Source organism: Streptomyces sp. NPDC012769, assembly GCF_042901205.1.
Taxonomy (GTDB): domain Bacteria; phylum Actinomycetota; class Actinomycetes; order Streptomycetales; family Streptomycetaceae; genus Streptomyces.
In genome coordinates this window covers 179,216-201,701 of record NZ_JBIBCP010000001.1, presented here as the reverse complement: position 1 = coordinate 201,701, position 22,486 = coordinate 179,216, and the positions used below count along the sequence as shown (strand labels likewise).

Sequence of the window (22,486 nt, the reverse complement as noted above, 5' to 3'; positions counted from 1 at the left end):
ATGCCTTCTCCACGGGCTCTCTCGCTCACCCTCGCCGCTGGCGCCCTGCTCGCCGGACTCGTCCCTTCCGTTCAACCCGCCGCAGCCCGGCCTTCGGCCCCCCGCGCCACGGCGCCCGTCACCGTCGCCACACCCCTCGCCGCAACGGAAGAGAAGCGCTGCGAGGTGTGGTGGTCGGACCTGCGGCTGTGGTGCTCGCACCGGCCCGGCGCCTATGGGTACGAGCACCGCACGTACGGCTCCGCGGCCCGCGGCCAGCTCTACGGCACATACGGCTGGTTCGCGTGCTGGGGCCGCGGCCAACAGCACAGTGGCGGCAACGACGTCTGGTACTGGACCCAGCTCGACAACGGCCAATGGGGCAACGTCCCCGCGGTGAGCGTCTACACGACGCAGGACCCCCCGCCGGGCCTGAAGCAGTGCTGAACCTTCCCACCGGCACACCGCACCCTCGACTCGCGGAAGGAACCATGGATACCCAGCTTCGCCGTGCGTGCGCCCCCGGACGGGCGACGTGACCGGACAGCCCCCACCCCTCACCTCCCGTCGCGCACCCACGGCCGCGATGACCGTCCTCGCCCTGCTCGCCGCCCTCCTCGCGCTGGTCCCGTGGCAGGCACCGCCCGCCACCGCGTCCCCCGTCGCCTGTCCGCACTTCCTGGTCATCGGGGCCCGCGGTTCGGGCGAGACGAAGAGCGACTTCTACGACACCGGCAAGCGCGTCGGCGGCGTACTGAGAACCACCGACCAGACGCTGTACGAACAGGGCTTCCGCGACCGCGTGGACGTCGTCTACGAGGACCTCGACTACCCGGCCGCGCCGGTGCCGTCCGGGCTCAGCAGCCTTCAGGCATGGTTCGCCTCCGAGGACAACGGCGTCCGCACGCTCACCGACCGGCTCAACGAGCGGATGGCGGCCTGCCCGCAGACCGTCTTCGGCCTCGTCGGCTACTCCCAGGGCGCGGGTGTGATCCACCGCACCCTGACCGGGCTCGCCGACCCCGCCAAGTGGAACCGCATCCGCGCCGTGCTGCTCCTCGCCGACCCGTACCGCGACGGCTCCGCCTCGTACAACGACGACATCTTTCCCCAGGACGGCGCGGACGCCCGCCTGATCGAGGGCGGCGCGCAAGGGGCCACCCGGGGGCTGCTGGGCCGCGACAAGGGCCCGGCACTGATGTCGGAACGCATCATCAGCGTCTGCATCAACGGAGACGGCATCTGCGCCTCCCTCTCCGGCCCCTACGCCACTCCCGGTGACATCTCCGACCGGGCCCTCGGGGCCGTGCAGGCCGGGCTCGGCGGAGCGGTCCACAGTTCGTACGACTTCTGCTGCCGCGGTGTATGGATCCCGCAGAAGTACGGCGCGGAGTTCGCACGCCTGCTCATGCGCGGCGACCCGTACCGGCCGCTCGCCGACTGCCGCCCGCTCCAGGACGTGCCCTCCGAGGCGGCCCGTCGCGCGGTGGAGGCGGCCTGCAGCCAGGTGGCGGCCGGAACCTGGTACACATGGGGCGGCGGACACGGCCCGGCTCCCGGGGCCACTTACGGCTTCGTCGACGTCACCGACCCCGAACGCAGCAAGAACGACCCCTACCGCAAGGGGTTCGACTGCTCGGGCTTCGTCCGCTGGGCATGGGCCCAGGCGCTGGGGCACGACGTGATGGGGCAGCGGACCGCGGCACAGGAGTTCGCGTTGCCCGCCACCGCCCGCTTCACGCCTGCTCAGGGCACTGAACCGCTGCGCCCGGGCGACCTGGTCTTCTGGGGCGAGCCGATCACGCATGTGGCGATCTACCTCGGCAACGGGAAGATCGTCGAGGCGCGTGAGTCGGACACCAAGATGATGGTCTCGGACTTCTCCAGCCACCGGCGGTACGCAGGGGCGATCCGGCTCTCCGGGCAGGGCGGATCCGGCAGTCACAGCACCTGGGGTGACGGCGTCAACGTCCGTTCGGCGCCCGCCCGCGCGGCCACGGTCGTCACCACCCTCGTCGGGCCCACCTCGATCACGGTGCAGTGCCAGAAGCGCGGCGAGACGGTGACGGCTGAGGGCATCACCAACGACGTGTGGTCCTACCTGCCCGAGTACCAGGGCTGGATCACCAACATCTACGTGAAGGGCGCGGCCTGGTTGGAGGGGGTGCCGGCCTGCGACGGCAGTCAGGGCGGCGGCGCACGGTTCAGCACCTGGGGCGACGGGGTCAACGTCCGCCCGCTGCCCGCCCGCTCCGGCACCCCGGTGGCGGTGTTCACCGCCCCCATGTCGGTCGCGATCCAGTGCCAGAAGCGCGCCGAGACGGTGACCGCCGAAGGCCTCACCAACGACGTGTGGTCCTACCTGCCCGACTACAAGGGCTGGATCAGCAACATCTTCGTCCGGGGCGCGGCGTGGCTGGAGGGAGTGCCGGCCTGCGACGGCAACCAGGGCGGCGGCAGCGGCCGGTTCACGATGTGGGCCTCCGGGGTCAACACCCGGTTGTGGCCCGGCACCGCGGCCCCGCTCGGCACCGTCTTCGCGGAGCCCACCCAGGTCACGGTCTCCTGCCAGCAGCACGCCGAGACGGTGACCGCTGAGGGCGTCACCAACGACGCGTGGTCCTACCTGCCCGACCACCGGGCCTGGATCAGCAACATCTACCTCCAGGGCCCGGCGTGGCTCGACGGGGTGCCCCCGTGCGGGAGCAGCGGGGCGCCGGTGGGCAACACCGGGCACCACATGTGGGCGTCCGACGTGAAGGTGCGCGCCGATGCCTCGACCTCGACGGCCGTCGTACACGTCCTCGCCGCACCGACCACCGTCCGCGTCCTGTGTCAGGACCGGGGGCAGTCGGTGACCGCCGAAGGCATCACCAACAGCGCCTGGTCGTACCTGCCGGACCACAAGGGCTGGATCAGCAACATCTTCATCCAGGGCGCGGCGTGGCTCGACCACGTGCCCGCCTGCGCGAGCCGGCGTCCAGGCGACCCGCCCAACGTCGTCTGAGCCCTGCCGGGACCACCGTCCCGCACCCCGCGCATCCGTCAGGCACCGCCGGACCATCGACCCGGCGGTGCCTGACGATCGGATGGCCGAGCGTCCGGTCGACGGAGGTATGCCAGAGTGATGACCATGCCCCGTTCCGAGTCTCGTGACGAGCTGCACTCATCCCTTCAGCAGGCCACTTCGGCGTCCTGGTCCGTGAGAGCGGCCTCAGGCCGGCGTCTGGCGGCCTTCGCGGAGGTTCCCGAGGCAGCCGAGGCCCTGCACCGGCTGCTGCTGGATGGTCGCGACACTTTCGTCACTCAAGAGACGGCGGAGGCTCTGCTCGAACGCTGGGACGTGCTTGGTCTGCGTATGGTGCTGACCGCGCTCGCCGGCGCGGATGACGACACAGCCGATCACCTTGATGCTGCGATGTTCAATGTCTGCGGTCAGTCGGAGGAGGACGGGGAACGGCTCGCGGCCCTGTGCTCAGCGTTGACATCGGATGCGGATGGCGCGGTAAGCGAAGAAGCCCGCAGGATTCTCGAACCACCGCGATGACCGCCTGCCCTGTCAGGACGGCCCGGCCGCGGAGCGTCGCACGGCCGGTGCGGGCTTCTGGGCCCGGGGCCGTACCCGCATGTGCAGATCCCTCATTTCGAGGGTCACGGCCGCGGCCAGGCGGCCGCGACGGCCCGGCACATGCTCAAGGCTCCAACGGGAGGCGATGGTGGCGAGAGCGAGGGTGGCCTCGACCATGCTGAACGAGTCGCCGATGCACTTGCGGGCGCCCGCGGCGAAGGGGAGGAAGGCGTGCCGGGGTGGTTGCGGATGCGCAGCGGCCCAGCGATCGGGGGCGAAGGTCTCGGGGTCGCGGTGGAGGTCCGGCCGGTGATGGATGAGGTAGGGGCTGTACGCCACGCTGGTCCCGGCCGGCAGCAGATGCCCGCCGAGGTCGGTGTCGACGGTCACCCTGCGGGTGAAGAACCAGCCCGGCGGGCGCAGCCGGAGAGTTTCGGTGATCACGCGCTCGGTCAGTGGCAGGCGGGGCAGATCGGCGTACGTGGCCGGCGCACCGCCCAGGACGGCGTCGACCTCGGCGTGCAGCCGCTGCTCGACCTCGGGGTGGCCTGCCAGCAGATCCAGCGCCGAGGACAGCGTGGCGGCGGTGCTCTCGATGCCGGCCAGGACGAAGGAGACGACCGTGTCGCTGATCTCGGCACCGCTCATGCCGGGGCGGTCGTCTTCGGGGTCGTGGGCCGCCACCAGGGCCGAGAGCAGGTCACCGCGGTCGGCCCCATCGGCGCGGCGCTGGGCGATGATGCGCTCGACGGTGTCGTGGAGGCGGGCGCGGGCGGCGAGGTGGGCGCGATTGCCGGGGGTGGGCAGACGGTCCAGCGGCGGAATCAGGAACATGCGCTGGTAGAGGCTCTTGACCACGGTGGTGACATCGCTGACGAGCCGGCCGTGCCCGGCCGAGGACAGCGTGTCGGAGAACAGCGTGGCCGTGATGATCCTGGAGCTGGCCGTCATCATCTCGGCGGGTACGTCGAGGACCTGGCCGGGAGTCCAGGAATCGGTCGTCTCCCGTACGCAGGCGGTCATGACCCGGGCGTAGTCGGCAAGCCGGGCCTGGTGGAAGGCGGGCTGGGACAGCCGACGCAGCCTGCGATGCGCCTGATGAGGGCAGGAGACCACGCCGTCACCGATCACCTCTCGCAGGCGGTCGTACAGCGGGCCGCCCTTGTCGAAGACGCGGTCGTCCACCAAGGCCCGCCGGGTCAGCTCCGGATCGCAGATCACGATCACCGTGAGCGGACCGAGCCGGATGCGGACCAGCTCCCCGAACGCGGGCAGCGAGTTCAGGAACGTCAGGGGATCCCGTAGCAGCGGCACCACGTGTCCGAGCAGGGGCAGCGCACGGGGAGCGGCGGGGATCGAGGTGACATCCTTCATGACGTGCTCCAGCTCCTCTTGACGGTTCCGGCTGTCGGCGATGCGGCGGCACGGCACCCGCCCCCGGCACTCCGCCGCCGGGACCACTCCCTCGAGCAGGCATCAAGCCGGCCACACCGGGGTGTTCGTCCCACCCGCCCACACGTCGTCTCTAGCGCAGCCTCGGGGCGTCCCGTCACTCCGGCCCGAAAGACGGCAGGTCAGCGTCCGTCACCCCCGGCGTTGTCCGGTTGACGACTGCGGGTGCGCCCCGCGCCCCCTCGCTCCGAGGCGCGGCACCTGCCTCGGATAGCGTCCTCCTCGGACGATCGAGAGGAATGTCGTGCAGGTTGAGGTGAGGGGGCGGCGTGCCCGCCGCTGGGTTGCCTTCGGGTTGATCGCGTTCGGAGGGCTGTTCTCGGTCATCGGGTTGATCCTGGCAGGGGTGTCGGTCTCCTACGTGGTCAACGGTGAGCGTGCTTCCGGAACGGTGGTGGCCCTCGAATGGGAGGGCGGCCACACCGGTGGCTCCCGCAAGAGCCGGTCGGGGAACGAGCCGGTGGCGCACGCGGTGGTCGAGTTCACCCCGACCGGCGGCGCGCCGACGAGGTTCCGGGAGTTCACGGGCTCCAACCCTCCGGCGTACGAGGTCGGCGAGCGCGTCGACGTGCGCTACCGCGCCGATTCCCCCGAGGACGCGCGGATCGAGGGCTTCGCCACCCTGTGGCTGCTGCCGGTGATCTTCGGCGGCATCGGGTTGGTGATCGTGGGCGTCGGAACGGGCATCGCACTGTTCGGGCGCGGACGACCCCGGAACTAGCGCCCGTGCCCCTCTGGCAGCCGCCGCACAACCATCACACCGTCGGCACGCGGGTGAGCGGCGTGCCGAGCGGTCAACTGTGGAGTTTGGCCGCCTGCATAGAGCTCAGACGGCGGACGTAGAGGGCAGCGGTGATTGCTGTCGCCACAACGAGGACGTGCACGATGAGGTTGATCCAGGTTTCCGGCAGGAACTCGTACGCGTACTCGTCATCGCTGCTCACGCCGTCGTACACGTCCTCCGGTCGCTCACTGAGGAGCTCTGTCCACGGGGTCCAGAAGAGGGGCGAGGTCACGAAGGTGGTCAGCCACAGCGCCCACCAGGCGTTCAGCACACGGGCCGGTGCAGGGCTGTGGCCGGGGCTGGAGGCATGCCAGACGTCGTTGGCGATCTGTTTGGGGAGGAAGAGGTTCGCGATGGGGATGAACCAGCCGATCACCGCCATGGAAAGGCCGTACCGCAGCCGACCGGGCGCGAACTTCTCGGCGGTGGCACGTACGCGGCCGAACCAGAGGAGCCAGCACACCGGCAGCGCTGCGCCGAAGCAGAGCTTGGCGTACCAGAGGAGAGGGAACGAGAGGACGCCCCATTCCGTCAGGTCCCAAACGTCGTCTGCGTCCGGGAGAGGTTCCTCATACAGAGGAACCTGTCCGGAGGCGACGTGGAGCTGCTGGACGACCGTGAGCACGGAGGTCAGGGCGACGAGGGTGAGGAGCCAGTAGACAGCGGCCCGGTACCCGTCGGCCGGGGCCTCGTGGCCGCGGGCGCGCCGGCGTTCGTCGGCCAGCCGGGGCTTCGGTACCCCGGCCCGACCGTCCTCGCCGCCGGCGTGGGTGGCGGGGTCGGCGGAGGGAAGGGTGAGCGGGGCAGTGGGCGGCCTTCCCTCGGCTATCGCCTCAACGCCCGCCCCGCCGCCGGGGACCATCCGGGCGCGCGGGTCCTCCTGGTCGAGAAGCTGCACCGCTTCCTGACCCAGCCGGGCCAGCACCTCTGGCGGTAGCCACGGGGTCAGCGAGCGGTACTGCGTCTCTTCCCGCTCCCGCAGTTCGGCCAGGGTCGGCCGGTCGGCCGGGTCCTTGGCGAGGCAGTCCTTGATCAGCCCCAGCAGCGGCTCCGGTACGCCGGTGAGGTCCGGCGGTTCGTGCACCACCCGGTACATGAGGGCGTGTAACCGGCCCTCGGTCACCTCGAACGGCAGTCGGCCGGAGGCGGCGAAGGACAGTACCGTGCCCAGCGAGAAGATGTCGCTCGCCTCGGTCAGCCTCTCGCTCCGGATCTGCTCCGGCGACATGAAGCCGGGCGAGCCGACCACCACCCCGGTGGAGGTCAGACCCCCTGTGGTGGAGGAGTCCAGGGCGCGGGCAATGCCGAAGTCGATCACCTTGGGCCCGTTGATGGTGACCATGACGTTCGACGGCTTCAGATCGCGGTGGACGAGACCTGCGGCGTGGATGTCGCCGAGGGCCTGACACAGGCCGGATGCCAGACCGCGTACCGAGTGCTCGGGCAGCGGCCCGTGCTGCTCGGCCACCACTTGGTGCAGGGTCGGCCCGGCGACGTACGCGGTGGCGACCCAGGGGAGTTCCGCGTCGGGGTCGGCGTCCAGCACAGCGGCCGTCCACTCCCCGCCGACCTGCTGGGCCAGGGCGGTCTCCTTGGCGAACCGGAGCCGGAAGTCCGGGGCTGCCGCCAGTTCGGTGCGGATGGTCTTCACCGCCACCATCCGGCCACGCGGGGAGCGGGCCAGGTAGACCACGCCCATGCCGCCTTCCCCCAGTCTCCCGATGAGCCGATAGTCCGCGATCCGGTCAGGGTCCTGTTCCTGCAGAGGCTGCACCGCTGATGGCTCCCTCCCCGTGAACATCACTACGGCGCACCAAGACTAGCGTCGGCGCTTCATGGGCATCGGTGATCAGCCAGTCCGGCGTCAGGACCAACCGGGCGCCGGTGCCAGCGCGAGCACGGAAGCCCACACACGTGCGTTGCGACGGTGCGACCGCCGGCCTCCCGACCCGACCGCTGACCTGAACCAGCTGCATCTCGAGAATCGCCATCAGTGTCGGCGGCCACGCGTTCGAGCGGCAGAGGACGCCGTCGAGGACGACGAATGCCTCGTCCTGATCGTCCTCATGGCCTCGGCCAGGACGGAGCGAGGACGGGACAGGGCCCCCATGTCCACGCCGGGTGACGCAGGCATGGGCCAGGAGGTGTCGGGGCACGCGGGTGTGCATGGGAGTCCAGACGTCTTTCAGGACGACCGAGGGCGGCTCGTTGCCCGAACGGCGGGCCGGTGCCTCGCACCGGCGGGCTCGAGGGCGGCATCGACGCTCGGGGCGGCGCTGCGGCAGGTGGCATCGTCGGCTCGCGGTCTATAGGGAGATCGAATTGCGCTGCTGTCCGGCTCCGGAGGGGAAAGGGGAGGACTGCCTGCTCCTGGTCCACATCCGCAAGGTGGTCGGGCGGGTGACGTATCGCGCGTGCGACCGCTGCGCCGAGGGAGTGATCACCGACGTGGTTCTCGATGAACCGTTTCATGGCAGCGGGCTGGGCACGAGAGCGCTGTCGCATCTGCGCTCGCGGTATCCCGGCGTCACCTGGCGCACGACGGTCGACCGTCGCCTCACGCGTGACCTGCTGCGACGGATGCGTGTCCCCCTGGCACGCGTCGGGGGGAACTGCCCCCACGTGCTGCCCGCCATGGCCGCCCCTGCCCGTGGCTGAGCGTAGCCCGCGGGCTGTGCGACGAGGCGGCGGGGTCCCGCGCCGGATCGGCTCGGCCGGTGCGTGGTGTGGGCGGCAGCTCCAGGCCCGGTGGCAGTCCGTGTGCCGGGCGATGCGGCGGCCCGGTGAGGAGCGGGACGGGCTGCTGCTGCAGTGCAAGGGGGCCGCTGCGGCCGCGGCGGCCTGGTGGGCGTCGGCGTGGCTGCTGCCTTCGACGGTCACGGCCTTCGCCACGTTCACCGCGTTGCTGGCCCTGCAGTCCACGGTCTACCGGTCACTGTGGGACTCGGCTCAGTACCTGGGTGCCATGGCGCTGGGGACGGCGGGCGCGGCGGCGTTCGGCAGCACTGCCGGCGTTCATGTCTGGAGCGTGGGGGTACTCGCGTTCATCGCCCTGATAGGAGCACGCTTTCAGCTCCTCGGCCGACAAGGCGCCCAGGTCCCCGTAGTCGCCCTGTTCGCGTTCGCGGGCGGCGGTGGCGACGTCGACTACATCGGACATCTCGTGGCGGCCGCGGCCATCGGCGTGTGCTGCGGACTGGCCGCCCATTTCGCTGTCGCTCCCTCACCCCACACGGACACGGCGGAGCAGATGACCACGGACCTCGCGGCTCGCGCCCAGAGCCTTCTGCGGGCACTGGCCCGCATGGCGGAACGAGAAACCGCCGAAGAGAAGTCCCAGGAGGACTGGGCCCGCCGGATCGAGCAGTTGGCCGCCCGGGCGGCACAGGTCCGCGCGGCGGTGGACAGGGAGCAGGAGAACAGCAGACTCAACCCCCGCCGCCCCTGGTGCCGCGCCGAGGAATCGCTGCACCGCTGTCATGAGGCGATCGACATGATCGAGCGCCTCGGCACACACATCCGGTCCGTCGCCCGGGCGCTGACCCACGCGCGGCGGGTTCCGGAGACAGAGACGGTTCTCACGTCGTACGCGAATCTGCTGCACGGTGCTGCCGACGCCCTGGAGTGCCTGCATCCGCCCCAGGGCCCGGAAGATGCCGACCGGCTCCGTGGCCACATCGAGGACGCCATGCACCGCTACCGCGAAGTGACCGCGACGGTGCGACAGGACCGTCTTGACACCCCTGGCGAATGGCCGGTCTACGGCGCGGCCCTCACCGAGGCCGTCAGGATCCTCGAAGAGATCGAACACACGGGGGACCGCGCCCCTGGGCAATGCCGGTCCGGGTGACGCATCAGACCGAGTCCGCGCCATCGCCCCAGGATCCGTGTGGCCGAGGTGACCGCCGACCTCGTCACGACCGTCGCCGCCCTGGCCTGACGGACACCGCCGCGCCGCGCTTCGGTGTGCTGTCCGGTGGGGGTGCGCACTCCGGGGGCGCGGGTCGCCGACGCACCCGCGCTCGGTGTTCGCACCACCACCGATCCGCTCGCGTGCTATCGGTTCGGGTTGCGGAAGAGGGCGAGTGCTTTCGTGAGGGTCTTCATCGGTGAGGCGTCCTGATCGGCTGCTGCGGCCGGCGTGGGGTTCGGGGACGTGTGGTTGCCCCCGGTCGCCTCGGCGAGCGCGGCGAGCGCCGACTCGGCCGCCTCGCGGTAGAGGTCGCAGGATGCCGTCATGGCCTCGAGCGCCTTGGCGTATCGGGTGACCATGGCCCGAGCATGGACGAGCTCCTCGTCCGGGGTGAGCAGGTGCCAGCCTTGGCGCAGTCGCGTCAGAACCCGCTCGGCGTCGGCCGGCAGCGGTCGCGGCAGGGAGGCGAACTCTTCGATCTTCCGGAGGAGCTCGGTCGGTTCGGTGCCGTCCAGGAAGACGGCGCGAACGGTGAAGCGCTCCGGGTCGTAGCCCGGCGCCTGCGACGTCGGGGGCAGGACGACGGCCCCGCCGCGCGGCAGCCCTACGCCCAGCTCCCGCTTCATCGCGAAGTCGGCGATCAGCGCCTGCTCCGGCGTGGCCCGGTGCTCGACCACCCGGTGCCGCAGGCTCGGCGGCAGGAACGCCGTGACGGGCCGTCGCCCGAGCGCGTCCGGCGTCATCGCCTCGTGCACCACCACGTGGATGAACCAGCTCTGGCGGCTGCAGTCCCGCAGCAGGCGCCGCAACTCACCGTCGTCCTTCGGCAGGTGGTTCGCCGTCCGCAGACGCACGCCCGGCACCCTGTCGTGGTCCCAGGGGACCTGGTCGCTGTCGGGCCAGAACATGGTGGCGGGCGAGGGCCAGCTCGCTTCCCACGGCCGCTCCGCCTCGGCGGCCAGCACCCAGGTGACGCCCTCGCCCACGATACGGCGGGACTCCGGCTCGTACGTGGTCAGTTGAGCGCGCACCGTGACACCGTCGGCCACGCGCCAGCGGGCCTCGAAGACGCGGCGGGCGGACGGGCCGGGGTCGGCGGACTCGTCCCGAGGGAACAGATCGGTCGAGCGGGCCGCCTCGACCGGGTCGAGGTCCAGAAAGCCGTCGATCACTCCGGCGGCCTTGAGGGCGATCAGATTGCGGCGGACATCCCGCTCGGCGTCGGGCCCGAGGTGACACCCACTCCCGAGCCACGCGGTGTCGGGGACAGGGGTCGATGAAGAGCTGCTCTTGGCCATGGAACCGTCCAGTGGTGATCAGGGGCCCGACCAGTATGCTCCGCGACCCGAGCGGCTCGACCCACCAGGCTCCACCGGCCCGGCCGGGCCCGTTTCCCGGCGGGCGGCGGACCACCCGCGTTGCCTTCCCTGTTGTCGGTCGGCGGTGCCGGCGGCCGCTGAAGCGGGACACACTCGGAACGGCAGCGTGCCAGGAGCGCGGTTACTCGGCGTCGAGCTGGTGGTCGGCCCAGACGTAGCTTTCGGGCAGCATGTCGGTGATGAGGACGGTTCGGAGGTGATCGCCTTCACCGACGATGACCTTGAGGGCCGGGAAGTAGTCGAGGAGGACCTGGCGACACCGGCCGCACGGGGGAACAACCCCTCGGTCCCGGTCGCCCACCGCGACGATCGTCTTCAGCTCGTAGGCGCCCTGGGACGCTGCGGTGCCGATAAGGACCAGCTCGGCACAGGGTCCTCCCGTGAAGTGGTAGGCGTTCACGGCGGTGACGATCCGACCGTCCTGGGCGCGGGCCGCGGCTGCCATGGTGTGGTTGTCGCTCCGGCAGCGAGTGCGAGCAACCTGCGCCGCTGCCTGGATGAGCTCGTGGTCGACGGGATGGGTCTGCGTGGTCATCTTCTCTGCCTTCGTCAGGTGTCATCCGACGTCGACCCGAGCGTCGGGGGTGCGCAAGCCCTGCTCGTTGTGGCCGGCGTGAGTGGGCGCCTCGCCCCGGTCGTGACGGCCGAGGTCAGGTCATAGCAGGTCGTTCGTGTGCAGTGCGTGCGGGGGCCGCCGGTGCCCGGCCGTGATTCGGGCCAGGCCGAATGAGGTCGAGAGTGCGGCAGCGCCCGACCAAGCTGATCAGCAGGTCCCGCCGCCGGGGACGACCGTTCCTCTCGAACCTGGACGGACGGACCTGAGCTGCCCACGAACCGACGACATCAAGGAGTTCGCATGCACAAGTGGAGCAAGCGCCGGACGATGGCGATCGCAGGCGCACTGGCCGCCGCGGGACTCGCCGTCACGGGGGTCTCTGCCACCCCTGCAGCCGCGGAGGGCGGGAAGATCCAGGGCTGGCGCATCGACAGCGATCCCTTCCGCTGCGCCTGGGGCGCGGTGTGCTTCTACTACAGTCCCGGGGCCGAGGGCGCGATCTGGCGCAAGTACTCCGACACCGACTACAACCTCGGCGACAACAAGTTCTGGAGCGACGGCGAGGGCTCGGCCGGCAGCGGAACGGTCGTACACGACAACGCCGCCTCCATGGACAACGGAACGAACGGCACCCTGTGGGCCTGGAAGAACATCAACATGACGGGCTCCGTGGCGTGGACGCCGTCGGGCTATGGCGGCAACCTCGGCAACGTCGGCCTGCGTAACGAGATCTCCTCCTACGACGTGACGTACTGACGAGCCGGCGGAGCGGGCCGGCCGGGCGCACCCCGCCCGGCCGGCCCCACCGCGCCGTGAGTGAACGGAGTTTCATGGAACGCCCTCGCACCGCACCGCTCCGTACCCTGGCTGCCGCGACACTTCTCGCGGCGGCAGCAGTCACAGGATGCTCGACCACCTCCACTTCCTCGAACGCCTCGGAATCAGGAGTCCGGTCCTCCGGGCCTGTTCCGACCCCCCAGGCAGCGACCGTCACCGGGCTGCGCCTGCCCATCAGCCGCTACATGCCCAGCGCGGACGAGCTCGCGCTGTCCTGGCGCCTGCGCACGCTCTTGGTCCGGGACTGCCTGCGCCGCTACGACGCCGACCTGAGCGACGCCTTCAGCAAAGCCATGCCGACCAGGCAGGCTTCTTACGACCCTCTGAACATGGCCCGCCGCTACGGGCTCGGCCGCATCGACGACGCCCGCCGCCACGGGTACCGTCCCGCGCCGGTGAGAGGAAGCCAAAAGGGAGCACATGGCGACCCAGCGGCCCATTTCAGGGCCTACAGCCCCGAGCAGCGCGCTCTGCTCGCCGGTGCGCCCGGGGACAAGGGGAAGGCGGAGGGCCGCTCGAGCTCTACCGGGTATCGAGGGCAGTCGATACCCCGAGGTGGCTGCTACGGCGAAGCGGACCGGCGGCTGGCCAACAGCGGGTCTATGGCCTCGGCCCTCGGCGGCGTGGTCAGCGCCATCGAGAGCAGAGCCTTGGACCAGGCACGAAAGGATCCACGGGTCACCGAAGTCACGGCGCGGTGGTCGTCCTGCATGGAAGAACAGGGCCATCAGTACCGTGATCCGTACGAGGCGGCTGGGGACACCGCTCGCTGGCAGCCGGAAACCCGCCCACAGGCGTCCGGCGAGGAAATCGGCGTAGCCCTGGCCGACATGCGTTGCAAGGAGAGGACCAATCTCCTCGGTGTGTCGTTCGCCGTGGAGGCGGAATACGAGAACGGCCTGATCCGTCAGCACGCCACCGAACTGGCCGCCGTCGAGAAGCAGCTGGGCGTGGAGAGGGCCATCCGCCGTGAGCTGGCGGCCACCTACAGGATGTCGTAGGGACACACAGCCCTCCATGACGCCGGACGGACTTGGATGCGGAGCCGCTGCTGCCGCCGCCGTGGCGGCTACACCACGTTTGGCTCGTCCGTGATGGTGTCGAGGAGGGCGAGTCCGAGAGTCGTGGGCGTGTGCAGGACGGTATTGCGATGGCGTGAGGTGGAAATCAGCTCGGCGGCGCGCAACGTCGTGGCGTGTTCGCTGGCACTGGCGGGGGCGATACGGCAGTGAGCGGCGAGTTCCTTGGTCGTGCAGCCGGGGTGCGTGGCGATCGCGTACAGGACGGCGGCCCTGGTACGGCCGAGCAACGCTGCCACGGCTCGCCCCGGTCCGTTCGACGAGCGCGGTGCCAGCACGAGGAGGTCGTGCAGGGGATCGGGGTCTGCGGCCGCGTACGCGAGAACAGGCTGGGGCTCGGCCGTGGGGGCAATGACCGGCAAAGTGCCACCAAGCGCGGTCGGCACGAGCAGGAGGCCACGCCCATCGAGATGGAGATCCCCGTCGCAGGGCCCCAGCATCTCGAGCACCGGCGCCCTCCAGCGGAGGCGGGGACTCAGACCACTCAACAGGACTTCCATCCCACCGGCCATCATCCTGGCCCGTACCGCCTGATCGGCCAGGACGCGGGAGCGTAGTCGCGGCCACCACGTGGCCAGCACGGTCTGGTGAACGCCCAGGAGGGTGTCGAGGAATGTTCTCATCGCCTCCGGCTCGTCGGCCAGCCGCCCACTCCAGGTGGGCATGGTCTGCTGTTCGGCGATTTCCGCGAGCTCCGCGACGATCTGCCGCCGAGGCGTGGAACGAAGCTTGTCGATCAAGGCTTCGACGTCACCGGCATCGCACGGCGCGACAAAGTCAGGAGCCCACCCCTGCACCGGCACGAGCTCCACTACACGGCGCGCGCCGACCGGCAGCCGTGCGGCCACCTCGCGCCGCCAGGCGCCGTAACGCAAAGGGTGGTCGCGCGTCTGCAGCAACCGCAGCGCGATGCTCAGCTCCAGGAGGGGACGAGGCGCAGGGTCGACGCGGGTGCGTGCCAAATCCTCGACGGTGAAGTGAATGCGTAAGCCCATGGTCTCCGTCTTCCCCAGGCGCCATGCTCAGCCGATCCCTGACCTGCAGACTCCGTCACCTTGTCCGCACGGCGTGGCCGCCCCGGCTGCTGTTCGATTCCCCGTGGCAGGACGGTTGTCCTTGGCCGCTGCGGTGCCCGCGCCCGGGAGCCGACGGTGACGCCGGGCGGCAGGCCCCTGGCCGCGCTCGACGGCGGCACCTTCGACGGTCTTGCCGCCGGTCGCCGGGCGGGTCACGGCGTGGCGGAGGCGAGGTGGTTGAGCATGGGTCTGCCCGCGGCTTGTGTCCCGGCCGCGGCCCGCCCACCCGGCTTGCCCCTCAACCCGCCCCTGTTCGAGGGTAATTACCTCACTGTCGAACACGCGAAAATCTACCTCCGTCAGAGTAGACATTGGGTAGTGGCGTGGTTATGGTTTCTCTCGTAGCAGAGAAACCGCAGGCCCGGCAGAGACGAACTGCCGGGCAGCAGTATCCGCAGTTGCAGTTCGCACGACGGTGCGGTGGTGGAGTTTCGAAGCCACGGTTGTTGCAGGACGGCGACGGGACTGACGACCGGACCGGGTGGCCCGCAGTGATCAGGGGCCGCCAAGACCGCAGTGGCAGTACGCAGTTCCCGTTTGACAGGTAGTTGATCATCGAGGGAAGAAGCGGAGGAGCGAAGCGCCATCAGGATCGCCCGGGCGGAAGTCTTGGGCCCGGGTACCGCAGGACATCGATAGCGAGGTGGTCTCCGGTCAGGCAACCGCGATCCCCGCAGCCCCGGCAGTACGTCGGTCGGGTCGGCGGAAACAGAAGGCCGGCGCAGGATCAGGGCCGGCAGATGGTGTAGCAGTTCCTTCGGGGCCCTGGTGCCGCTCGGCGCCAGGGCCCCTCCATGCGTTCCATGAGTCCCATGAGAGAGGCGCGATGACCGCAGACGATTCGTACGGCCGTCTCGACGACGACGACTACCCCGCCTTCACCATGGGCCGGGCCGCCGAGATGCTCGGCACCACCCAGGCCTTCCTGCGCGCCATCGGCGAGGCCCGCCTCATCACCCCGCTGCGCTCGGCCGGAGGCCACCGCCGCTACTCCCGCTACCAGCTGCGCATCGCCGCCCGCGCCCGCGAGCTCGTCGACCAGGGCACCCCCATCGAAGCCGCTTGCCGCATCATCATCCTCGAGGACCAGCTCGAAGAAGCCCAACGCATCAACGCCGAATACCGCCGGGCAGCCGAGTCGGCGAATCCGACGGCAGCGGCCTGATTTCGTACGCGTCGCCAGGCCCGGCGGGCCCGCGCACCCATGTCAGGGTGTGAAACGTGAGGCGTTTCCTGTGGTGACAGCGTGTGCGGGCGTGTAGCGTCCTGGTTAGCTGTCGTGGTTCGGGAGTTCCCTTTGCCCACGCCTTCGGTGTGGGCGTTTTGCTGTGCTGTGCCGCAGGAACCAGGGCGATCACCTCCGCCTTCCGCAGGGTGTGGGAGGCGTTCATCGACTGGAAGGCATGAGACATGGCTACAGGAACTGTGAAGTGGTTCAACGCGGAGAAGGGCTTCGGCTTCATCGCCCAGGACGGCGGCGGCCCGGACGTCTTCGCCCACTACTCGGCGATCAACTCCACCGGCTTCCGTGAGCTCCAGGAGGGCCAGGCCGTGACGTTCGACGTCACCCAGGGCCAGAAGGGCCCGCAGGCCGAGAACATCAACCTGGCCTGACCCTTCCCGCCGGGCGGAGCGGAGGGGCCACGACTCGGACAACCGAGGTCGGGCCCCTTCGCCCACCCGGACGGACCATGGGCTGTCCCGTAAGGGAAAGTGTCTCGTCTGGGTGAGGCTCCCTGGGGAGCGAGCAGGCGCTGGGCAAACAACCAGGTCGACGCCGATCGGTGCGATACCCGATCATGTGTTGATGCCCCTGAGAGAGACCCTTGCCCGTGTCGATGCAGACCTGGCGGCCGGCCGCGTGCCTGTTGCGCGCCAGCGTCTGCGCGGTCTCGTCTCGTCCTTCCCGTACGACCTGACGCTCCGCCGACGCCTGGCCGAGGTGTACCGGCTCTACGGCGATGCCGCCGAGGCCGGGCGGTGGATGTACCTCGAGGAAGACCGCAACGCCGACGAGACCGTCGCCTTCGAGGCACGGTACGGATCTCCCGCGTGGCGGATGAAGGCACTCGCCTGGCGCGGTCCCGAGGCGCTGGCTGCCACCGCCTTCGCGGAGAAGCAGCTGGTCGCCGTGCGAACCGCCTGCGCGGAGGAGCTGGGGCACCCTGTCGACTGGGACGACCCCGCCTCCTACCAGGACGGCCTGGAGGACGAGTACGAGGAGGCGCCGTCCGAGCCGTGGACGGTCGGCGGTGTGCTGGCCGGTGTCGGCTGCCTGGTGGGTGCCCTCGCGTTCATCGCGGTCTGGGTGAACGGAGTCGTTGCCCTCTTCGACTGACCCGGGCCGCCTGGTCCGTCTGGACGGTACGACCGGGGCCCGCCCCCGCCCACCGGGCTCGACGGCCGCTTTGGCAGAGCGCCTGTCCGGCCGCCGACGGAATCAGGACGGAGAGCTGGCAGACGACCTGAGCACGGAAGAAAGCCCGGTGGTGCCGACCTCAGGTGGGCTTGCGCCACACGGAGATGTGCTTCTCGGAGTTCTGGGTGAACGGCGCCTTGTCCCAGTCCGCGACACGGCGTTCCAGCTCGAGCCCCGCGATCCGTGCCATCAGGTCGAGCTCTGCCGGCCAGGCGTACCGGTGCCGGGAGTTGTCGCGGCGGTAGCGGCCGTCGTCGCCGTCGCGGGTGAAGTGGTGCGAGACGAGAATCTGCTCGACCAGGTCGAAGGTGTCGAAACCGAGATGCTGCTCGGAGAGGTCGAACGGCACCGCGACCTGGCCGGGCGGCAGGAACCGCAGGGGCGGCACACCCAGCTCGATGACGAATCGGCCGCCGGGCTTCAGATGTCGTGCGGCGTTGCGGAAGCACTCGACCTGCTCGTCCTGAGTGAGCAGGTTCGTGATGGTGTTGTAGACGAGATAGACCAGGGTGAACTCACCGGGAACGACGGTGGTGGCCATGTCCCCGATGACTACCGGGAGCGTTTCCTCGCCGATCTTGCGCCGCAGCACCGCTGCCATGTGCTCGGACAGTTCGATGCCCACGACCGGCACGCCGCGTTCCCGGAGCGGGACTCCCACTCGTCCGGTCCCGATGGCGAACTCCAGTGCGCGGCCGTCTCCGGCGAGCTCGGCGAGGAAGTCGAGTGTCGGTCCGAGGACGGCAGCCGAGGACGCTTCGCTCTCCTCGGTGTCGTAGCGCTCGGCGGTCGCACGGGTCCACAGTTCACTGCTCGTCACGGACGGCCACTTTGCCGGGAACGGTGGGGCGCTGTCGACGCATTTACATCCTCCGCGGCGCAGCGTGCACCGCCCACAACTCGTCGCCGCCTTCCCACGGCTTCGGCTGATGCACGCCGCACCCCGCACCCCGGACCATCAATTCCCGAGTTTCCGCGAGGAGTTCTCGTGGGTGGCGCGCGCCGCTCGTGTCGTCGGCCGGCATGAGCCGCAGCGCGGGCCCCCAGGTCGCGGAATCGCATACCGATGACAAACGCCGCTCGCCGAGCGAGGCACGGGAGAGCGCAGGCCACGGCGTGGTCGCCACGAGTCAGTGGAACCAGACGACAAGGCGTACGTTCTCGGCTCCGTGGACTTCGCTGAGGATACGCATGACCCTCCAGACCCGGCCCCAGTCGGTGTCGATCCCTGCGGCCGAGGCGCGGGTCCGTGTCCCTGAGGCGTCGGTCTCCTCCCAGTCCGCGTCATTCAGCTCGACCCAGGTCAGCCAGGTGGTCCCGTGCACATTGTGGGGGCCGCCGTACGCGGCGAACTGACCGCGCAGCCCGTCCGAGGCGTCATCCGGGAAGCCACGGCCTTCCGCCAGGGGACGGAACCCGAAGGAGTTTCGGACTCCGAAGAGGCAGGCCAGGCCGTCATAGGCGTTGCCCCTGTTCAGGAGGAAGAGATCGATGGCGACCTCCCACACGGAGTCCTCGTCCTCGGGTCCCCACAGCCTGGCCCCCGGCCGGCATTCGATCATTCCGCTGACGTCGGTCGACATGGAGGGATCCTGCCTGCGCGGGCCAGGGGCGGGCATCCCCTTTTCCCGCGCTCACGCCTGACGCCCGGTCGAGCCACCGGCTTGGCCGCGAACGCGAGCACCAGCACGGTCAGAAGGGCGATGAGTGCCAGCTCTGAAGAACACGTTCGAGCGCTGCCCGACCTGCGGGTCCCCACGTCGGCTTGCCGCCCGGAAGGCCCTGGTCTCCGTTTAGTCCCATCAGCATGAGGAACAGGCTTTTCAGAGTGGCCAGGCCGCGGGCGCGCCGGATCATTCCCTCGTCCGCGTGCGCGTACACGTCGAAGAACCGTGAGGCGGCGCCCGCGGGAAGGATCACCCACGCGGCCGCGAGGTCCCACGCCGGATCACCGGCGAACATGTCACCGAAGTCGATCACGCCTGAGAGTGTCCCGTCCGAGACGACGACGTTCGCCGGATGCAGGTCCCCATGCACCCAGAGCGGCGGACCCTCCCACTCGGGCGCCGCGACGGCGTCGGCCCAGACAGCCCGGACGTCGTCGGCCAGGTCGTCGGGGACGACGGCGTGGAAGAAGTGGTCGAAGCCGTCCGTGCACTTCGCGGGGTGGTCGCCGCGGTCCTCGCTGATGGGCGCGTCGGCGGGGGCCTCCACATGGAGCGCCTCGAGGAAGCCCGCCAGGGTGTCGGCCGCGTGATCGCCGCGGCTGATCGAGGTGTGGTCCAGTGGCTCGCCCGGCACCCACGTCATGACGGTCCAGGGCTTCGGGAAGCGCGCCGACGGTTCACCGATCCGCACCGGGTTGGGGACCGGAAGCGGCAGGCGCGGAGCCAGGACAGGCAGCCACCGGCGTTCCTTGCGCTGAAGCTGCGGGGCGCGTTCTGTACGCGGCATGCGCACGGCCAACTCGTCCCCGAGGCGCCACTGCTGGTTGTCCCAGCCGCCCGCCACCTCGCGGATGTTCAGCTCCGCAAGGTCCGGATGCTGCTCCCTCAGCAGTTCGCGGATCAGGTCTGCCGTGATCTCGATCTCGGAGTTCGTCATGCGAAGCCACGGTACGGGGCAGACGGAGCGGCTCTCATTCTTTGGGAGATCCAGCCACTCGGCCTTTCCCGGGGGAGCCCCCGTCACCGGCCCCGTACAGCGCTCAGTCGCACCGAGTTCCCGGATGGCTGGTCCTCAGTCCCTGGAACCGGCGTGCTCGAACCGGCCTGCTGCCCGTCCGGGGCGTCATCGAAGCGCGCGGCCCGGAGGCGCGCCGTCCCCTGAAGCGCCGTCCGGTCCACCGGGTCAGGCGTGAGACGGCCGTCGAGTATCCGATGCCGAAGAGCAGGGCGGTGAGGAGGGCGAGGGGCTCGGACACGTCGTCGAGGATCGGGTAGATCTGCCAGTGGGTCAGATAGATGGAGAGGGAAGCGGCGGCCAGGACGCCCGCCAGCTGGTTGACGCGGCGGTGGCTCGGGAGAGTCGGCAGCCAGACCAGGAGCACGAAGCCGATCGCGACGAACGCCTCACGGCGCGGCTCTCCGGGGAAGAAGCCCGGCAGGGCGGCCAGGGCGGCCACGGTGACCAGGAGTCGCTGCGGCACCGTGCGGGACTTGGCGGCTGCCCAGCCGAGGGCGAACAGCCAGAAGATCGTGACCGCGTCGGTGATCTGCGAGCGGTCGGGAAGGCCGATCAGCTCGAAGCGCGTGAGGAGACCGAGTGCGGCGAGGGCGACGGGTAGTCCGTACGGGAATCGCCGCTCCACCCGGTCGACCGCGGGCACGGCCAGCAGCGCGAGCGTCACGAGGAGGATGTAGACCAGGGCTTCGACGAACCACAGGTGGATGCCCGGCCCCATGACCTCCGGGGCCAGGGCGTTGTGCAGCAGCAGGAGGTTGGTCCAGTCGTAGGCGTCGGAGAACAGGAGGGCGAACGCGGTCCACGCCATGGTCGGCAGCGCGATGCGCCCGATGCTCCGGGCCGTACGGCGGACGCGCTCACGGCGCTCGGCGGACGTGAGGAGGAAGCGGGCGAAGTTGAACCCGGCGACCGCGAGCAGGAGATGGGCCCCGCCCCTGATCTCGAAGAGCCGGACGTGGGAGCCGACGACGCACACGATCGCCACCGCGCGCAGGGCGACGCTGGTCTCCAGGCGGGCCCGACGCCGGGTGGGGGAGACGGCGTCGGGGGCGGCCAGTTCCCGGATCGGGGTGACGTGCCAGTTCGCCGGCAGCCGGCCGAGGCGTTGTTCGAGCTGGAGGGAGACCTCCACGTACGACAGGGAGTCGCCGCCGAGGCCCACGAAGCTGTCGTCCGGCGTCACGCCCGGCCGGTCAAGCACGCGCGCGTAGAGGGCGCACAGGTCGTGGGGGCCGGAGCCACCGTCGTCCGGGGACTCGCCCGGCCTGTCGCCCAAGGCGCGGACGGCGGCGTAGTCGGGCTTGCCCGAGGGCAGCCGGGGGAGGTCGGGAACGACGTGGACGCGTACCGCGCGCGGGGGCAGGGCGCATTCGTCGACCACGCGGCGTCGGACGCGCCGCGCGTCCCAGCCGGGTCTTCGTTCGACCGTGACGCTGAGCACACTGTCGTCCCCGGCGCACAGGGCACTCAGCCCGTGCCCTTCGAGCATCGCCTCCACCCGCTGCGGATCGATGCGCAGTCCGAGGATCTTCAGGAAGCGGCTGCGCCGGCCCACGATCTCGTAGAGACCGTCGTCGGTGCGCCGGGCCAGATCGCCGGTGCGCAGGGCGTCGACGGTCCGGCCGAGGGCGAGGTCGTCGGGGGAGTGGGCGTAGCCGAGCATGACGTTGGGCCCCGTGTAGACGAGTTCGCCGACACCCCCCTCGTCCACGGCCTCCTCGACCGGTGCGAGGGAGAACGACCCGCCGGGAACCGGTATGCCGATGGTGTCCGGGCGGGACGTCGCGAGCTCCGGGGGCAGGTACGCCATCCGGGCGGTCGCCTCGGTCTGGCCGTACATGACGAACAGGTCCCAGCCGCGTCGTACCCCCAGCTCGGCGTAGTGGCGGACCCGATCGGGCGCGAGACGGCCGCCCGCCTGGGTGACGTACCGCAGATGAGGCAGGTCCATCTCGGCGAAGCCGACCCGGTCGAGCAGGTCGAAGGTGTACGGCACCCCGGCCAGGGCGGTGCCGCGGGCCGAGCGGAACAGGTCCCAGAAGCAGGCGTCCGCGACCGACAGGCCGGTGAGGACGAGGCCGGCGCCGCGTGCGAGGTGGCTGTGGACGACGGAGAGGCCGTAGCAGTAGTGCATCGGCAGGGTCGTGGCGGCCCGGTCGGATGCGCGGATCCCGAGGTACGTGGCGATGGCCTCGGCGTTCGCCTGGAGGTTCTCGTACGAGAGCCGGACCAGCTTCGGCGAGCCGGTCGAGCCCGAGGTGCTCAGCAGCAGCGCCAGGTCCGGGTGGAAGACGTGGGCGGAGCCGGTCCGCCGCTCCTCGATCACCCAGTCGCCCTCGGCCGGACGCGCGACGACATCGGGGTCGTACGCGTCGATCAGGCTCTGCACCGCCTCCGGATGGTCGCCGGGGACGAGCAGCACGGGATGCCCGGCGGCGAGCGCGGCCAGATGGACGACGAGCGCGTCGGCGGTGTTGGCGCCGGGCAGGAGCACCAGGCGGCGCCCCGGGCCCAGCCGGTGGATGGTGGCCGCGACCCGGTCGGCCAGTTCGCGGTAGGACAGCTCCCCCTCGGCGGTCACGAAGGCGGTGCGGTCGCCGTGCTGCGCGAGGCCCTGGGCGAAGGGGAGTGCGTGGCCGCCGGTGGGCGGGGCGGGGAGGAGGGTCACGCGGCGCATCGTAGGTAAGCCTTTCCTCACCGGAAAGAGGGAGGGGTGCCTCCGGATGCCCCATCGGGACCAAGCCGTTATCAAAGTCCGC

Annotated in this window: 19 protein-coding genes; 10 read left to right on the top strand and 9 right to left on the bottom strand. The window is 70.4% G+C overall.

Features of this window, described 5'->3' with window-relative positions:
• The 3 genes from ACFY7C_RS00900 to ACFY7C_RS00890 all read left to right on the top strand — a co-directional run bounded on the left by ACFY7C_RS00900 (position 1) and on the right by ACFY7C_RS00890 (position 3,526).
• On the top strand, positions 1–426 hold the full coding sequence (locus tag ACFY7C_RS00900; protein ID WP_389641698.1) for a hypothetical protein: 426 nt from the start codon (positions 1–3) through the stop codon (positions 424–426).
• A gap of 88 nt (positions 427–514) precedes the next feature.
• Positions 515–2,986, top strand: a complete 2,472-nt coding sequence (locus tag ACFY7C_RS00895; RefSeq protein ID WP_389641695.1) for a cutinase family protein — start codon at positions 515–517, stop codon at positions 2,984–2,986.
• Positions 2,987–3,112: 126 nt separating this feature from the next.
• Positions 3,113–3,526, top strand: a complete 414-nt coding sequence (locus ACFY7C_RS00890; RefSeq protein WP_389641692.1) for a hypothetical protein — start codon at positions 3,113–3,115, stop codon at positions 3,524–3,526.
• Between the two features lie 12 nt (positions 3,527–3,538).
• On the opposite strand, the gene ACFY7C_RS00885 is transcribed toward ACFY7C_RS00890, so the two are convergent.
• A complete protein-coding gene (locus ACFY7C_RS00885; RefSeq protein ID WP_389641689.1) occupies positions 3,539–4,921 on the bottom strand; it encodes a cytochrome P450 in 1,383 nt (460 codons plus the stop codon).
• Positions 4,922–5,345: 424 nt separating this feature from the next.
• Here ACFY7C_RS00885 and ACFY7C_RS00880 point away from each other — a divergent pair, with 424 nt between their 5' ends.
• Positions 5,346–5,720 carry a DUF3592 domain-containing protein gene (locus ACFY7C_RS00880; protein ID WP_389641686.1) on the top strand — a complete coding sequence of 125 codons (375 nt, stop codon included), beginning with the start codon at positions 5,346–5,348 and terminating at the stop codon, positions 5,718–5,720.
• A 73-nt stretch (positions 5,721–5,793) separates the two neighbouring features.
• On the opposite strand, the gene ACFY7C_RS00875 is transcribed toward ACFY7C_RS00880, so the two are convergent.
• The gene (locus ACFY7C_RS00875; protein ID WP_389641683.1) at positions 5,794–7,557 is read right to left on the bottom strand and encodes a protein kinase; all 1,764 of its coding nucleotides are present in this window, start codon (positions 7,555–7,557) and stop codon (positions 5,794–5,796) included.
• 984 nt (positions 7,558–8,541) lie between these two features.
• On the opposite strand from ACFY7C_RS00875, the gene ACFY7C_RS00870 reads away from it, so the two are divergent.
• A complete protein-coding gene (locus ACFY7C_RS00870) occupies positions 8,542–9,633 on the top strand; it encodes an aromatic acid exporter family protein (RefSeq protein ID WP_389641680.1) in 1,092 nt (363 codons plus the stop codon).
• Between the two features lie 206 nt (positions 9,634–9,839).
• Here the strand turns inward: ACFY7C_RS00870 and ACFY7C_RS00865 are convergent, their stop codons facing one another.
• Together ACFY7C_RS00865 and ACFY7C_RS00860 are read right to left on the bottom strand one after the other, a co-directional pair.
• Positions 9,840–10,994 (bottom strand): hypothetical protein, encoded by a 1,155-nt coding sequence (locus ACFY7C_RS00865; protein ID WP_389641677.1) that lies wholly within the window; start codon positions 10,992–10,994, stop codon positions 9,840–9,842.
• Between the two features lie 202 nt (positions 10,995–11,196).
• Complete coding sequence (locus ACFY7C_RS00860) at positions 11,197–11,610, bottom strand: cytidine deaminase family protein (protein WP_389641674.1); 414 nt, start codon at positions 11,608–11,610, stop codon at positions 11,197–11,199.
• A 321-nt stretch (positions 11,611–11,931) separates the two neighbouring features.
• Between ACFY7C_RS00860 and ACFY7C_RS00855 the strand changes: the two genes are divergently transcribed.
• Both ACFY7C_RS00855 and ACFY7C_RS00850 read left to right on the top strand, forming a co-directional pair.
• Entirely contained in the window at positions 11,932–12,387 is a 456-nt protein-coding gene (locus ACFY7C_RS00855) for a hypothetical protein (protein WP_389641671.1), read from the top strand.
• A 266-nt stretch (positions 12,388–12,653) separates the two neighbouring features.
• Complete coding sequence (locus ACFY7C_RS00850) at positions 12,654–13,469, top strand: hypothetical protein (protein WP_389641664.1); 816 nt, start codon at positions 12,654–12,656, stop codon at positions 13,467–13,469.
• A 68-nt stretch (positions 13,470–13,537) separates the two neighbouring features.
• Here ACFY7C_RS00850 and ACFY7C_RS00845 read toward each other — a convergent pair whose 3' ends face one another.
• Entirely contained in the window at positions 13,538–14,542 is a 1,005-nt protein-coding gene (locus ACFY7C_RS00845) for a MarR family transcriptional regulator (protein ID WP_389641661.1), read from the bottom strand.
• Positions 14,543–15,449: 907 nt separating this feature from the next.
• On the opposite strand from ACFY7C_RS00845, the gene ACFY7C_RS00840 reads away from it, so the two are divergent.
• The 3 genes from ACFY7C_RS00840 (at position 15,450) to ACFY7C_RS00830 (ending at position 16,961) form a co-directional block, all read left to right on the top strand.
• Positions 15,450–15,788, top strand: a complete 339-nt coding sequence (locus tag ACFY7C_RS00840) for a MerR family transcriptional regulator (protein ID WP_389641659.1) — start codon at positions 15,450–15,452, stop codon at positions 15,786–15,788.
• A gap of 245 nt (positions 15,789–16,033) precedes the next feature.
• Positions 16,034–16,237, top strand: a complete 204-nt coding sequence (locus ACFY7C_RS00835) for a cold-shock protein (protein ID WP_030052720.1) — start codon at positions 16,034–16,036, stop codon at positions 16,235–16,237.
• A gap of 193 nt (positions 16,238–16,430) precedes the next feature.
• Positions 16,431–16,961 carry a DUF6584 family protein gene (locus tag ACFY7C_RS00830; RefSeq protein ID WP_389641657.1) on the top strand — a complete coding sequence of 177 codons (531 nt, stop codon included), beginning with the start codon at positions 16,431–16,433 and terminating at the stop codon, positions 16,959–16,961.
• Between the two features lie 160 nt (positions 16,962–17,121).
• Here the strand turns inward: ACFY7C_RS00830 and ACFY7C_RS00825 are convergent, their stop codons facing one another.
• From ACFY7C_RS00825 to ACFY7C_RS00810, 4 genes are all read right to left on the bottom strand, one after another.
• Positions 17,122–17,862, bottom strand: coding sequence for a class I SAM-dependent DNA methyltransferase (locus tag ACFY7C_RS00825; protein ID WP_389641655.1), 741 nt, complete (start codon positions 17,860–17,862; stop codon positions 17,122–17,124).
• A gap of 310 nt (positions 17,863–18,172) precedes the next feature.
• Positions 18,173–18,625: a hypothetical protein gene (locus ACFY7C_RS00820; RefSeq protein ID WP_389641654.1), complete on the bottom strand. Its 453-nt coding sequence runs from the start codon at positions 18,623–18,625 to the stop codon at positions 18,173–18,175.
• 109 nt (positions 18,626–18,734) lie between these two features.
• Positions 18,735–19,646, bottom strand: coding sequence for an aminoglycoside phosphotransferase family protein (locus ACFY7C_RS00815; protein ID WP_389641652.1), 912 nt, complete (start codon positions 19,644–19,646; stop codon positions 18,735–18,737).
• A gap of 103 nt (positions 19,647–19,749) precedes the next feature.
• A complete protein-coding gene (locus ACFY7C_RS00810; RefSeq protein ID WP_389641650.1) occupies positions 19,750–22,395 on the bottom strand; it encodes an AMP-binding protein in 2,646 nt (881 codons plus the stop codon).
• Between the last annotated feature and the right edge of the window lie 91 nt (positions 22,396–22,486).